Below are 14,413 nucleotides of genomic sequence, written 5' to 3' on the forward strand. Positions count from 1 at the left end.
TATTATGGAATCATGTTTTGATTAAATTAATTATCAGCGATCTGGATGGCACCTTTCTGAATAGTCAGGGCGATTATGATCGAAAATTGTATCGCGAAGTTCGCCAGTTGATGCAGGAAAAAGGTGTCCATTTTGCCGCCTGCACCGGTAAACAATGTGAACGGGTGGAGGAGTTATTTGGCGATAATTCGCGTGATATCTGGATTTTGGGAGACAGCGCCACCCGCATTAAACGCAACGGCGAATTTATTTATCAGTCGCTGATTGATAATCATCTGGGGCAGCAAATCATCGCCGCCCTGCACCAGGCGAGTTCCCGGCATGTGGTGATCGCCTGTACCCCATCTGGTGCGGTGATCCGTCAGGATACCCCCGCCCATCTGGCCGAGCGTGTTCGCCACTCTTATGCCAGCCTGCGGAAGGTAGCGGATCTCAGCAGCCTGACTGACGATTTTGTCAAAATTACCGTCTATGACGAAACGGGAAACTGCCCGCAAACGCGTCCGTCTCTGACGCCGTTTGAACATCAGGTGTATATCGTGGTAGCCGAAGCTGCGTGGATCGATATTGCCAATGAGGGGATACATAAAGGCAGCACCATCCGGCGACTTCAGGAAATGTTAAATATTGGTCGTCATGAAACCCTGGCGTTCGGTGACGGTTATAACGATATTGAATTACTTTCTGAAGCGGAATACAGCTTCGCCATGCGAAATGCATTTGATGAAACCAAAAAAGTGGCGAATTTTATTACAGGTTCTAATGATGAAAATGCGGTGTTAAATACTATCAAACGTATTTTGTCGCTACAAAATTAATAAAACCTGCGTCCTGTTTTCAATAAAAATATTCAGTCTCCAGGAAAAATATCATCCACGAGGTGAGGGCGAATGCTGGTCATTATCAGGCTGGCACGCTGTTGCCTGACCTGTAACCTGACGGAGTGCTGTCCTATGCAAAATAAGATAAAAATTGTCACTATCGGTGGAGGTTCAAGCTATACCCCTGAATTGATCGAAGGGTTAATTGTCCGGCAGGCACAATTGCCGATTGCCGAATTGTGGCTGGTCGATATCGACGCGGGTGCGGAGAAAATGGAGATCGTCGGCAACATGGCAAAGCGTATGATTGCCGCCGCAAAACTGGACTGGCAGGTACATCTGACCCTCGACCGGCGTGAAGCCCTGAAAGATGCTGATTACGTCACCACCCAATTCCGCGTTGGTTTACTGGATGCCCGACTGAAAGACGAGGTGATCCCGCTGGCAAACGGGCTGCTCGGCCAGGAAACCAACGGTCCTGGCGGTATTTTTAAAGCTTTCCGCACCATTCCGGTGATCCTCGATATCATCAAAGATATGCGCGAACTCTGTCCGAATGCATGGCTGGTGGATTTCACCAATCCGGCCGGGATGGTGACCGAAGCAGCGATTAAACAAGGCAAATGGGAGAAAACCGTCGGCTTGTGTAATGTGCCATTCGGCCATATCAACCAGGCGTGTGAAGTGCTGGCGAAAGAGGAAAAGGATCTGTTCTTCAAATTTGCCGGTCTTAACCATTTTCACTGGCACCGCGTGTGGGACCAGCAGGGTAATGAACGTACCGCCGAGTTGATCGAGAAAATCTATGCGCCGGAGCACCGGGCGAAAACGGATGAGGGACTGAAGAACATCCACCAGATCCCGTTTCATTATGAGCAGGTGAAACACCTCGGGGTGCTGCCTTGTGGTTATCATCGTTATTACTACCTTCAGGAGCCGATGCTGGCCCATGCGGTTGAGGAGTTCGAACGCTATGAAACCCGTGCTGAAGTGGTGAAAAAGACCGAGGCACGCCTGTTTGAACTGTATAAAGACGTTAACCTGAACTACAAGCCGGAAGAACTCAGCCAGCGTGGTGGCGCGCATTACAGTGATGCCGCCTGTGATCTCATAGCATCGATTCATAACAACAGCGGCAAATTAATGGTGGTGTCCACCCGTAATAACGGGGCAATTGCCGACCTGCCGTTTGACTGCATCGTGGAGGTGACGGCATCGATTACCTCACATGGCCCTGAACCGTTGCGCTGGGGCGCATTGCCGTCTGCCGCACGCGGCATGATCCAGCTGATGAAAGCGATGGAAGAGACGGTGATTGAAGCGGCTGTTACCGGTGATTATGGTGCGGCGTTACATGCCTTTACCATCAATCCGTTGATACCGGCGGGCGACACGGCGATTAAAGTGCTGGATGAACTGTTGTACGCGCACAAAGCCTGGTTGCCGAAGTTTGCAGATAAAATCGCCGAAATAGAAAGAAATAAGCCGGAAGTCGTGCAGTTTGTGGATCAACTTTTGGCTGACAGAAAGGCGCACGCCTAAGCGCGTATAGCAACCGCAGCTAAAAACAACAGGTAAACTTGCAAGTTTACCTGTTGTTATCTATGTTCATTGTTATGAATACATCCCCTGACGAAATTCCAGCAATCGATATTGTGATCACCGAGCTCTCCCTGGCTGTGGGGCAGTTGTTGCGTCGTTTGCGCAGTGAAACCAACATTGATGGCCTTAGCTGGTCACAAACCTCGGTGCTGGCCTGGCTGGATCGGGACGGATCGATGACGACGGCTGAATTGGCACGTAAGGAAGCCGTTCGCCCCCAGTCGATGGGGGCTACCCTTGCCGAACTAACAGAACGGGGATTTATCACACGTCATCCGCACCCTACTGATGGTCGGCAGATTCTGTTTTCGCTGACGGCATCGGGGCTTGAGGCAAGGCATCAACGCACCGCGGCTAAACAGGCATGGTTGCTGACCGCCATGACAGAACTTAACCCTGCCGAGTTGCGCACTTTGCGCGAGGCTTCAGAGCTTTTGCGACGCATCAGCGGATCTTCCGAATAGCCACAATGGAATCTCGTATATGCATGTCATCCACGATCTGGCGTACCTTTTTGGTGGTGTGTTTCTTGCTAATGCTGTGCCGCATTTTGTCAGTGGCATGATGGGGCGCTCATTCCAGAGTCCATTCGCCAATCCCCCTGGCAAAGGGTTGTCTTCATCATGTGTTAACGTGATATGGGGATTTGTGAATTTCCTGCTGGCTTATTTACTGCTTGCGCAGGTGGGGCATTTCAACCTGCGTAACGCTGAACAGGCTCTCAGCGCCGGATTGGGTATTCTGCTGATGGGGCTCTATTCGGCTTATTCCTTTGGCCGTTTCCACGGTGGGAATCTGTCCTCCCACCAGGAGCGTTAGGCTGATGTCTCTCTCTGAACCGGCACCCAAAGAACGTCTGAATCCGCTCATCTGGCGGGTTGCTCTCGTCGCGCTCAGTGGTGCCTTGCTCGCGCAGATCGATGCCACCATCGTCAATGTCTCCCTCTCCAGCCTGGCGTTCGATCTCGGTGTGCGTTTCCAGCAAATTCAGTGGGTGGTAAGCGGCTATTTGCTGGCATTGGTGTTTGCGATCCCGCTCACTGGCTGGTTGGTTGAACGCGTCGGGGCAAAGTCGGTTTATTTAGGGGGGTTCGCGGCTTTCACTGGCGCATCTGTTTGCTGTGGGCTGGCCTGGTCTGCACCGGTGTTGATTGGATTTCGGGTATTACAGGGACTTTGCGGCGGGGTTCTCATCCCGATGGCACAGATGATGATTGCCCGCACGGCTGGCGCGAAAATGACAAAAGTTGCCGGAATCATGTCGGTTCCGGTGCTATTGGCCCCAGTATTTGGCCCTGTACTGGCGGGGATGATTGTGCAACATCTCTCCTGGCGCTGGCTGTTTTTTGTCAATATCCCCATCGGTTGCCTGGGTTTTCTGCTGGCTGTCTGGCTTTTACCGCCTGAGAAGGGCAACGACCAACCAAAAGCATTGGACTGGGCTGGGCTGGCCTTGCTTTCTCCCGGACTGGCACTGTTGTTGTATGGCACAACGGCAATAACCAGCGTGCCAGGCATCATTACACTGATAGCGGGGGCCGCACTGATCGTGACATTTATCTGTTTAGCACGGCAGAAGGGAGCGCAAGCGTTGATTGATCCGCGCTTGTTTTGTCACACGCAATTCTCCTGTGCAACGGCTATTCAGTTTTTATCTAACGGGGTGTTATTTGCCAGCCAGGTGCTGATTCCGGCTTATCTGATTACGGTGTGTTCCCGGTCCCCCTCCCAGGCCGGTGCCCTGCTCACAGCAATGGGACTGGGAATGATGGTGACCTTCCCTTTGACAGGTTGGTTGTGTGAGCAGTTTGGTATCCGACGTGTGGCCGCGAGCGGAGCATGGTTGGCAGCGATAGCAACTCTCCCACTGATCTTTCTGACGCTGGCAGGGTATCAGGCATTTATTCTGGTGATTGCGTTGTTTCTGAGGGGGGCAGGGATGAGCGCTGTCTCCCTGCCTGCGATGACCGCTGCTTATTCGTCCGTGAGTAAGGCGGAGTTGCCGATGGCAACCACTTCAGTGAATCTGGTGCAGCGGTTGGGTGGTCCGGTGATCACTACCCTTTTTACACTTATTTTGGCCTGGCAAACCACGGCTAAGGGTACACCCAGTCCCGACACCTTTATGTGGTCATTTGTATTGCTTTGCTTACTTAATATTGGCATAGCGCTGATCGCCCTTCGCCTGCCGCGCCAGATTGCAGATTAACTAACTTATTGAGATCACTTTCATTAAGATTGCTGGTTGCGTCTGTCCACCATGCTCATCCATAAACTCATCCCGCCTCGGTTTGAGCAGCTGATGTGTTCCGTCATCCCGCAGGCAGGGATGACGGAGACATTATTATGCGGCTTTATCTTTCATTGCCACCTGGGAACCCAGCTCATCCGGGGTTTTCAGGAACGGTGTCAGTACTGCGCTCAGAATATATAGCCCGGCGTAGATACCCAGTACACCGCCAGCACCTAAAGAGGTATAGAACAGGGCGGTGATTGCCGGGGCTATAAAGGCACCCAATCCGGCACCGAGGTTGAGTACTGACATGGCGGCACCTTTACTTTCAGGGGCCAGCATCGGGAACAAGGCAGAAAGCGGTACATAACCCGCCATCGTAACCCCGCACAGGCAGAGGACAAACGCCATGACATAGAAGTTATGGCCCAGCAACTGAGGCACCAGCCAGACCAGAACCAACACAATGGCATAGCCCACGCCACCGACCCAAAGAATGGTATTACGCCAGCCAAATTTGTCGCCAAAGAAGCCAAAGAAGAGGTTGGCGAAAATAGCCACGACAAACACAGCCGACCACATATGCAACCACTCGGTTTTGCTGTAGCCAAAACTGATCAGATACAGCGGCAGAAAGGTCGCCAGCCCATATTGTGCGACGCCATTGATTGATTTGACCACCAGCCCCATTGCAATCACCGGGCGTTGCAGGATAGTGATGCCCTTCATCAATTCAGCGGCACTAAAAGGGTGGATTTCTGATGCAGGAACCTTGTCGCGATTTACCCAAATTGCGAGGGTGGCGCCCACAATCACGAACCCCATCCCGGTCCACAGCACATGGATCTCCCCCATCACCGGAAGCGCCAGCGAGGAGAAAAAAGGCCCAATCACGCTCAAGCCCAGGGAGAAGGTAAACCAGAACCAACCCACTGCGGTTGAACGGCGTTCCAGCGGCGTACTGTAGTTAATCCACACAAGAAAGGAGTAAGCAAAAAGTGGATAGCCGATGCCGCGAATGGCATAGAACGGCAGCATCACGGCCATGTGCATCGAATGTAAGCCGATACCGATAAAGCCAATGCTTCCCACGACAAAAGCAATCAAACCATACAGCATCACTTTGCGCGGCCCCAGTGTCTGCACAAAGACCCCAGTGACCCAGGCCGCCAGCGTTACCGCGATGCCATAGGCGGTAATCAGGAACGAGGCTTCAGCAACGGATAACCCTTTTTCAACTAACCAGATAGATATCCATGCCTGTTCAACACCGTCACCAATCATGAATATTGTCAGACCAATATAACCCCACAACAAATTTTTAGGTAAACCCAGTAGATTAAACATAGTTCCCCCCAGTGCAGGACACTGTATGGATAAAGAGACGAGGTAAGATAAATATAATTTTTATTAATTAATCATCTTCAGAACCAGGGATTGAACTTTAATCGCATCCTGATCTCTGATCAGACGTTCCATTTCTTCCAGACCAATTTGATCAATAAAGTTCGACAGTGTTTTATACATGCGAATATTTTGCGCGCATTCTGCTACCGGATCTTCCCGGCTGGGGAACGTATCAAAATAAACCAGTCCGTCAAAATTCACACGCTTCGCGTAATAGATATATTCCAGCGTCTGCATCAGATGAACAGAACCCAGCATTAATCCATCATCAAAATGACCATAGCCATCATTCAGATGAAATCCAACTAACTTGTTTTTACGCGCCGACAGGAATAATGAAAAAGCCGGGTTCTCTTTTTTCATGATCATGTGACAGAAATCAAGAGTGATACCGAAGTTTGGCGAACCCACATCGTCGATCAACATTAATGTTGAAGAAACATCCCCGATAAAGGAAAACGTCCTCGGCTCATAAGGTTTGTATTCAAAGCTGAACTGCATATCCGGGTGAGCTTGAGTCACCTGTTGCAAGGCGTTAACCAGTAATTCGTAGGCTCTGAAGTAATCCTGCTGGAAGGGATAATCGTAGCCGTCATAGCCGAACCAGAGCGTGACCGTGTTGCCGCCGAGGAATTTACACATTTCTGCGGCTTCCAGCGTAATGCGGATGGCCTTATTACGCAGTGCCTCATCGGGATTGGTAAATTCGCCGTTAATAAACTCTTTGTTATAACGCAGGGCAATGCCGCCAACTTTTAAACCGTTATCGGCGATGCAGGATTTAATCACAGACTTGTCCTGACCGATAAAATGTTCAGGATAATTCAATTCAATGTGGGTAAGACCTTCAGCCTGACCCATGCGAGTAATAAGATCACAGGTGTCCATATTATTCTTTGCTGAGAATAATTCAGGGCGAGATCGAAATGAATTGATACGGGACGAGAATTTCATGGCTTTTACCTTTAATGGAACGTCGGCAGAGTTATAAGGCAACTTGCTTTTGGGGTAAATGCCATGATGCAAATGATACTGAAAGTAAAATCATAATCAGAGAATGACGGTTAAAATTTTACTCCGAGTAAAATACAAAAATAAAACATTTCACAACCTGTGACGTAGTTAACATTTTCGCGCTGAGAGCACATGCTAACCTTTTCCGCAGAAGGTTATTTGGTGGGTGAGTAGTATGCATAATCGTTTAAAAGGAAACGAAATATTTTTACTGGCGCGTACGCTGGCACCGGAGTTAGGAAGAAAAGAAAGGTCCATTGCACGATTTATTGATGATAATCCCGAAACGCTGGCTTCCATGTCTATCAGTGATATTGCCGATTATCTCGATGTCAGTGTCGCCAGTATTACTAAGGTGGCGAAAAAACTCGGTTTTACCGGTTTTCATGATTTAAAAATGAATATCGGGAAGAATGTCACTGTCTCTGAAGAGTTTATTGATGTCCCTCCGGTTTCCGGTGGTGAGTTTTACACTGAAAAGATTGTGGAAAGTACACTTTATAACTCCATTCTTGCCCTACAGGAGGCGTTGAAGGCGATAGATATTGCGGTGGTGAAATCAGTTGCCGCGCTGTTTATTCATCGCAGTGAAAACGCGCGGATAGTCATTGCTGGATGTGGTGGCTCTGGATCGATATGCGAAGATTTTAACCACAAGCTACTTAAAATTGGTATTTTCTCGTCGGTATTCAGCGATAGCCATAAGCAATTGATGAGCGCCTCATTGATGAGGCCGGGCGATATTTTATTGACAGTGTCTCATTCCGGGCAAACAACCGATATTATCAATATGACCAGGATGGCGAATGAGAAAGGTGCGGAGACGATTTGCCTGACTAATTATCCTAACAGCCCATTAAGTCATATCTCGCGCCACGCGATTATCTCATCGGTAAAAAACAATCCGATCACGGGTGAGAATGCAACAACGCGCATTGTTCATCTGAATATTCTGGATGCCATTTTTACCATTATTGCCAGCAAGACCAGTGAATTTAGTCAGGAAAGTTTACACAATACCAGAAACGCTGTGACGTCTAAACGCACAGTCAGTTAAGGATTTTATTATGAATGTTGATGTGGTTGTTATCGGCAGCCTGAACTATGACATCCTGGTGCAACAGGATCGTCTGCCTGATATTGGTGAAACCTTCACGGGTAATGAGTTAATGTTGATGCCAGGCGGGAAAGGGGCGAATCAAGCCGTACAATGTGCCAGGCTCGGATTAGCGGTTAGCATGGTAGGCTGTGTTGGTAATGATATTTATGGCCGTGAATTAATTTCATCGCTGCATGAGAACCATGTTGGCGTCGATCATATTGCCGCGCGCGGCAATAACTCAGGCATCGGCATTGTCCAGATATTAGAATCAGGCGATTACTGTAGTACGATCATCAAGGGTGCAAATTATCTCATCACCGAAGACGACATTACTGATGAGTTGTTTGCAAATAAACCGTTGGTCATCTTTCAGTCAGAAATTCCGGCCAACATTGTGGAATATGCTATTCAAAAAGCGCACAAGTGGGGCAGTAAAATTCTGGTCAACAACGCACCTGCCCGTGATATTCCCGATGAAACGCTAAGGCTGATCGATTATCTGGTGGTCAACGAGACCGAGGCGAGTTTTATGCACGCTGCGCCCGTTAACTCGGTTGAGGAAGCTCTGAGCTGCGCCGTGCAGCTGAAGAAACGCATCGCAGGTGAGGTGATCGTCACGTTAGGCGAGAAGGGGGCGGTCATCTCTGGCGACGTGAGTGCGCAACATTTTCCGGCGGTTTTCTGTCCGGATGTTGTGGATACCACCGGGGCAGGCGATTCCTTTATTGGCGGGATTGCTTACTGTCTTGTGAAGGGGATTTCATTGGCGGAAGCCGTACCGTTTGCTGCCGAGATCAGCTCCTGCTCAATCCAGAAATACGGTGGACAAAGTTCTTTCCCTATGTTGCCTGATGTGGCTCATGCGCTGCAAATTAAGCAATCCGAACTGAGTCACTGAACCCGGTTTAAGCAACAGCCCGTTCGCTGACGGGCTGTTGTTATCTGTCAGCCCGCCCAGTCACCCACCATATGGCTGAGATGGCTTTTCATCAGTTCGCCAGTCAACTCGGTGTTACCTGCCAACATCGCATCGAGGATCGGCTGGTGTTCTTCAGCGGATTTGACCAGGCCGCCACTTTCGCGCAGCGCCTTCAGGCCATACTGGCGTGACTGGTCGCGCAGGTTCTCCACAATCGCCACCAGCGGTTCATTTTCCAGTAACGATAACAGGCCAAGATGGAACTGATGATCCATCTCCAGGTAGCCTGCAATATCGCCGGTTTCCGCGAACTGCACCATATCAGCGGCAATTTTAGCGAACTCATCTTTACGCGGCTCAATACGTTCTTTCAGGCCGGCCAGTTTCATCATCGACGGGATTTCCAGCAACATGCGCAGTTCATAAACGTTCTCACGCTCTTTATCGCTGAAGGGCAGCACGCGGAAACCACGATTGCGCACCGCTTCCATCAAACCCTGGTTCACCAGCGTCAACATGGCTTCGCGCACCGGGCTGTTAGAAACACCCAGCTCTTCCGCAAGCGCGGAAGCCGAGTAAATTTTGCCCGGCGCAAGATCGCCCGATAACAGACGCAATTTCAGAATGGAAAGTGCCTGATCCCTCAGATTGGTTTGCCGTAATTGATTTACGTTTTCCATAGATACTCCAGTAAAATCCGCAGTAAACGATAACATGCTACATGCCAGTAATTTTGACACGTTTCCTGACAAAGAGCCATCTCTGCTGGTATGACAATAATGCACTTGTGTTTCTATCTAATTAATGAGCAATAATTAATTTTTAACTCCGTATTATGGTGATTGGTCAACACTTTTACGCGGCTAACCTTTCCTTTGCCAGCGTAATGATTTCTCCTGGCAATAGATTAATGACATCTCCCCATATAAAAAAACTCTCCCGGCTGGGAGAGTTTTATGGGTCAAAAGCTGTAAGTCGGCGGGGTGGAGCCTTCTTTATAGACTTCTATCGTTTTCACCGCACCGTAGGCAGTGTCATTGTTAGTGAGAATTTTCGCGTAATCACCGCTGGTGATCAGATGTTCATAAGCCCCTTTAAGCGCTTCCAGTAGCTGGGCGGAATTGTCGTTGCGCGCCACGGCCGTGGCCGTCGGACCGCCACCAATGGCCCCGGAGGCATCCAGACCCTGATCCAGGCGAATCGATTCCTGTGCGCCGCCACGGTTGATCAATACCCCATCTACGCGGCCACTGTTCAGAGCCAGCACGGCATTATTAATAGAAGGAAATGCACTGATGGCGGCGGCATTGCTGCCACATTTATCGGAAGCGGTTTTCAGCGTTGCCAGCTCGGCGGAACCAGCCATAGCACCCATCTTGTGACCACAAATATCTGCCAGGGTTTTCGGGCTGAAGCCGCTGGATTTTTTCACCAGATAAGTACTGTAATCCTGCCAGTTCGAGACGAAATCCGCAGTTTTCAGCCGTTCAGCAGTGACATAAAACTCGCCATAAGAAATATCAAACTTATTCGCCTGCAAACCGGTCAGGGCGGCGGAGAAGGGGATCAGGCTGATCTCCGCTTTTAGCCCCATAGTCTGAGCGACGGCATTCGCCAGTTCGACATCCATTCCTTTTAAACTGCCGCCTTCTTTATAGGCCAGCGGTTTACCGATATCCGGTACCGCGATACGTAGCACCCCGGCGTCTTTAATTGCAGGTGGAACCAGAGCAGCAACGGCATCTACTTTGGCGACGGTCATCTGTGCATAGCTTGTTGTTATAGAAAACGCACCCGTCGCCATCGTGGCTGCCAGGCACAACAGACGGAAACTGAAAACTTTCATTAACGCTCTCCTCAGGTTGATTTTGCGGCACGACGGTGTTGTGTAAAAAGCCAGTCCATTGACAATGCGATGTAACGGGTAATATATTACCCATTATACACAGCATTGCAAGTGTCCCTGGTTTTCGCTTTACTCACCCGTGGAGGCGAGGTTATGCCGCTACGGCTATCACATTGAACATGCAGGCAATTGAGGTGAAATAGAATGGAAGTAACTGATTTTGATGTCATTGTTATTGGTGGTGGTCCTTCAGGTTGTTCCGCAGCCTGGGAACTGAGAGATCGTAATATTCTCGTTCTGGAAAAAACGCATCGTCTTGGCGGTCGCCTCTATTCCATGTCGCGTGGTGATTACTGGCTTAACCTCGGGGGACATCTGTTCCCACCTGCCGGTTCGCATATGCGTAATATCCTGCATTCTATTGGTCTGGATGTGATCACCATCCCCGGCAACAAATTTGCCATCTGCTGGGGCGGCAAAGTGTACAAACCCAACGCGGTATCCGCGCTGCCGCTGACCATGTCGATGACGCTGCGCGAACGTTTTGCGCTGGCTATGCGCGGGTTAAAAATTCTCAAAGCGGTGAAGGGTTGGCAGCAGGCGATGAAACCGGTGTATGGCGAAAACAATCAGCGTCGCCGCGCCCGTGTGGCGAGTTATCTGGCGGATGAGTCATTCCGTGATTTTATGGGGCCATTGCCGAAGCGCCTTGAAGCGCTGTTCCAGTCTGCCGCGCGCCGTGCGGCTGCGGAGATGGAAGATCAGCACGCTGGGGTTGGCGTTTCGTTGTTTGGTGCGGTGTGGGCAGGTAAAGGCGACTCAATGGCGCTGAACCTGAACGGTGGTTCTGGCCGTTTTGGCGAAGTCATGATGGAAATGTTGGGCGACCGCGTGCGTTACCACTCGACGGTGAAATCAGTGACGAAAGTGGGCAATAAAGTCTCGGTGGTATTCGAAAGCGAAGGCCGCGAGCAGACAGTCACCGCGGCAGAGGTGATCGTGGCAGTGCCGGCGCATTTCGCCGATAAGATCGTACAGGATATCCCCGATGATGTTCGTACCACGCTGAAAAATGTCCAGTACGGACCTTTCCCGACGATGGGCATCATCACCGATGAAACCGGGCCGATGCCCTATGACGACATCTATGCCATCACGACGCCAGATGCTTCCTTCGATATGTTCTTTAACCACGCCAACCCACTGCGTACCGGACCACGTAAACCGGGCGGTAGTCTGATGGTTTATTCGGGTGGGGCACCCGCGCGTGAAATGCTGAAGTTGACGGATGAGCAGATCCGCGATCGCTATCTGGCTGATGTTTATAAAATGTTCCCGGAATTACAGGGGCATGTGAAAGAAACCATCGTGCAGCGTTGGGAACCAGGGAACACCTACCGTCCGGCGGGCTTCGATTTTCAACCGATGCTAAGTTATTGCGAACGCCGCGATGTGAATATTCATTTTGCCGGTGATTATTTTGCCGAGATTGGCAATATGGAAATCGCCACCGGTACCGGTCACGAAGCTGCCCGCCGGGCGCGTACCCATTTGATGGAGCAGGAAGCGCAGCAACTGAAAATGCGGCTGGCCGCCCTGACGCAGCGTGGCACCCTGTCCGCGGTAAAGGAGAAAGCATGACCTCTACCCGCACAATTCGCTTTGGCATTATTGGTGCGGGGGTGGCAGCGGAAACCCATGCCCGCGAGCTGGCAAAGGTTGCAGGCGCAAAACTGAACGCCGTGCTGGCACGGGACGGTGATAAGGCGGCAACCTTTGCGACCCAATATGCTATCCCCAGATCATTTAACGAGCTGACGGCGTTTCTTAATGAGGGGGAACTGGACGTGGTGATTATCACCACCCCCAACGGCTTGCATCGTGAGTATGCCGTGGAAGCGGCGCGTGCCGGGAAACATGTGGTGATTGAAAAGCCACTGGAGATCAGCGCGGATCGTGCGCAAAACATCATCGACGCCTGCCGGTTGGCAGGCGTGGGGTTGTTTGTGATTTATCAGCGTGTCTATTCCGACGCCGCCCTTCAGGTGGCAGAGGATATTGCCGCCGGGCGACTGGGTGATATCACACTGGTCAATATCGTTGATAACCAGTTTCGTCCTCATTTGTACTACACCCGCGATGCCTGGCGTGGCACGCAGGCGCTGGAGGGTGGGGGCTGCCTGATCACCCAAACTACGCATTTGATTGATCTGGCCCAGTTTTTGTTGGGGCCGGTGCGTTCGCTGTATGCCGCTACGCGTACCGCATATCACTCGATTGAAACCGAAGATGTTGCCGTGGCGGTGCTGCATTTCGCATCCGGTGTGCTGGGTACGTTGTCATCTTCGACCTGTGCCTACCCCGGACAGCGTCATCTGTTGACCATCAGCGGCACCCGGGGATCGGTGATTATCAATGGTGAGCATGATCAGATAGTGTTCCGCAATACGTCCGAAAGTGGTCAGACCCATGCGATCCCGGCCAGTTTTAGCTTTGCCGATCCGACGGACCCGCGTGACTACCCCACGGGCGGTCAGTTGCGCCAGTTACAGGCAATTGTGGAGCGTTTGCAACAAGGGGAAGTGGCGGCCGATGGTGAGCGCGCTATGTTGTCGGTGAAGGTAGTGGAGGCGATGTATCTGGCGGCACGGGAAGGGAAGGTGATCGACGTTTAATCTAAGCCCGCTTTGGAGCGGGCTTTTTTGCAGTTAAATTTTTCATTCAATTTTTTTGAATTCTTTCAGCAAATCCCTCAGCTTTTCCTCATCCGGCGACAGGTCTATTCTCTCTCACATCGAGGCACAACGCCTCACCGATTAAACAAACTTCTGAGGAAATGACCATGAAATCTATCAAAACTTTCGTTGCAGTTGCCGCCCTGTCACTGGTTTCTTTCGGTAGCTTTGCGCAGAGCATCACTGCTTCCGCTTCTACCCTGGATGGCGCAGAAGCCAAAATCGCTGCGCAGGCCAAACAGGCAGGTGCGTCATACAAAATCACCGGCGCACGCGTAGACAACGGTGCTTACCTGTCAGCTGAACTGACTAAATAAGGTAATAATTAGCACGATTACAGTTATCGCACTAATTATCAATCATGAAACGATAACTATGGTTATTATTACTTTCATCGAAGGCACACAGCCTTCCAAACAAACAAATTAAGGATTAAGACCATGAAAACTATCAAAGCACTGTCAATCGCCGCTGTAGCCGCTCTTTCCCTGATGTCAGCAGCCAGCTTCGCGCAGAGCATCTCTGTCACCTCTTCAACCCTGGACGGTGCAGAAGCGCAAATCGCCGCACAGGCCGCACAGCAGGGTGCACAGTACAAAATCACCGAAGCGAACACCAATAACCGTGTTCACATGACCGCAGAATTGTACAAATAATAAATGTTGAGATGTATCAAGGCCGCCTGTTAAGGCGGCCTTTTTGTTTCTGGCATCGCTCGGGGACGTACGTTAATG

General features: G+C 50.6%; 15 protein-coding genes. 11 read left to right on the plus strand and 4 right to left on the minus strand.

Annotated elements, in window-relative coordinates:
* Positions 1-17 precede the first annotated feature (17 nt).
* The 5 genes from AC6I8R_RS23955 to AC6I8R_RS23975 all read left to right on the plus strand — a co-directional run bounded on the left by AC6I8R_RS23955 (position 18) and on the right by AC6I8R_RS23975 (position 4,632).
* Positions 18-818 (plus strand): Cof-type HAD-IIB family hydrolase, encoded by an 801-nt coding sequence (locus AC6I8R_RS23955; RefSeq protein WP_415174093.1) that lies wholly within the window; start codon positions 18-20, stop codon positions 816-818.
* 135 nt (positions 819-953) lie between these two features.
* Complete coding sequence (locus tag AC6I8R_RS23960) at positions 954-2,363, plus strand: 6-phospho-beta-glucosidase (protein WP_415174094.1); 1,410 nt, start codon at positions 954-956, stop codon at positions 2,361-2,363.
* A gap of 74 nt (positions 2,364-2,437) precedes the next feature.
* The gene (locus AC6I8R_RS23965) at positions 2,438-2,887 is read left to right on the plus strand and encodes a MarR family winged helix-turn-helix transcriptional regulator (RefSeq protein ID WP_497833164.1); all 450 of its coding nucleotides are present in this window, start codon (positions 2,438-2,440) and stop codon (positions 2,885-2,887) included.
* A 19-nt stretch (positions 2,888-2,906) separates the two neighbouring features.
* Entirely contained in the window at positions 2,907-3,242 is a 336-nt protein-coding gene (locus tag AC6I8R_RS23970) for a hypothetical protein (protein ID WP_415174096.1), read from the plus strand.
* Between the two features lie 4 nt (positions 3,243-3,246).
* Positions 3,247-4,632, plus strand: a complete 1,386-nt coding sequence (locus AC6I8R_RS23975) for a DHA2 family efflux MFS transporter permease subunit (protein WP_497833084.1) — start codon at positions 3,247-3,249, stop codon at positions 4,630-4,632.
* A gap of 135 nt (positions 4,633-4,767) precedes the next feature.
* On the opposite strand, the gene AC6I8R_RS23980 is transcribed toward AC6I8R_RS23975, so the two are convergent.
* Entirely contained in the window at positions 4,768-6,003 is a 1,236-nt protein-coding gene (locus AC6I8R_RS23980) for an MFS transporter (protein WP_208727249.1), read from the minus strand.
* A gap of 63 nt (positions 6,004-6,066) precedes the next feature.
* A complete protein-coding gene (locus AC6I8R_RS23985) occupies positions 6,067-7,017 on the minus strand; it encodes a sugar phosphate isomerase/epimerase family protein (protein ID WP_208727250.1) in 951 nt (316 codons plus the stop codon).
* 235 nt (positions 7,018-7,252) lie between these two features.
* Between AC6I8R_RS23985 and AC6I8R_RS23990 the strand changes: the two genes are divergently transcribed.
* Both AC6I8R_RS23990 and AC6I8R_RS23995 read left to right on the plus strand, forming a co-directional pair.
* On the plus strand, positions 7,253-8,134 hold the full coding sequence (locus tag AC6I8R_RS23990) for a MurR/RpiR family transcriptional regulator (RefSeq protein ID WP_208727251.1): 882 nt from the start codon (positions 7,253-7,255) through the stop codon (positions 8,132-8,134).
* A gap of 10 nt (positions 8,135-8,144) precedes the next feature.
* The gene (locus AC6I8R_RS23995) at positions 8,145-9,077 is read left to right on the plus strand and encodes a ribokinase (RefSeq protein ID WP_497833085.1); all 933 of its coding nucleotides are present in this window, start codon (positions 8,145-8,147) and stop codon (positions 9,075-9,077) included.
* Positions 9,078-9,124: 47 nt separating this feature from the next.
* Here the strand turns inward: AC6I8R_RS23995 and AC6I8R_RS24000 are convergent, their stop codons facing one another.
* A complete protein-coding gene (locus tag AC6I8R_RS24000) occupies positions 9,125-9,778 on the minus strand; it encodes a GntR family transcriptional regulator (protein WP_415174099.1) in 654 nt (217 codons plus the stop codon).
* Positions 9,779-10,059: 281 nt separating this feature from the next.
* Positions 10,060-10,944, minus strand: coding sequence for a transporter substrate-binding domain-containing protein (locus AC6I8R_RS24005; RefSeq protein WP_497833086.1), 885 nt, complete (start codon positions 10,942-10,944; stop codon positions 10,060-10,062).
* A gap of 204 nt (positions 10,945-11,148) precedes the next feature.
* Between AC6I8R_RS24005 and AC6I8R_RS24010 the strand changes: the two genes are divergently transcribed.
* The 4 genes from AC6I8R_RS24010 (at position 11,149) to AC6I8R_RS24025 (ending at position 14,335) form a co-directional block, all read left to right on the plus strand.
* Complete coding sequence (locus AC6I8R_RS24010) at positions 11,149-12,585, plus strand: protoporphyrinogen/coproporphyrinogen oxidase (RefSeq protein ID WP_415174101.1); 1,437 nt, start codon at positions 11,149-11,151, stop codon at positions 12,583-12,585.
* Positions 12,582-13,619, plus strand: a complete 1,038-nt coding sequence (locus AC6I8R_RS24015; RefSeq protein WP_415174102.1) for a Gfo/Idh/MocA family protein — start codon at positions 12,582-12,584, stop codon at positions 13,617-13,619. The genes AC6I8R_RS24010 and AC6I8R_RS24015 overlap by 4 nt, the downstream gene beginning before the upstream one ends.
* 167 nt (positions 13,620-13,786) lie before the next feature.
* Complete coding sequence (locus AC6I8R_RS24020) at positions 13,787-13,996, plus strand: YdgH/BhsA/McbA-like domain containing protein (protein ID WP_013508023.1); 210 nt, start codon at positions 13,787-13,789, stop codon at positions 13,994-13,996.
* A 123-nt stretch (positions 13,997-14,119) separates the two neighbouring features.
* Positions 14,120-14,335: a YdgH/BhsA/McbA-like domain containing protein gene (locus AC6I8R_RS24025; RefSeq protein ID WP_497833087.1), complete on the plus strand. Its 216-nt coding sequence runs from the start codon at positions 14,120-14,122 to the stop codon at positions 14,333-14,335.
* The last annotated feature ends 78 nt before the right edge of the window (positions 14,336-14,413 follow it).

The sequence above is a fragment of the Pantoea sp. X-Soil-OKNW-713 genome, assembly GCF_059730685.1.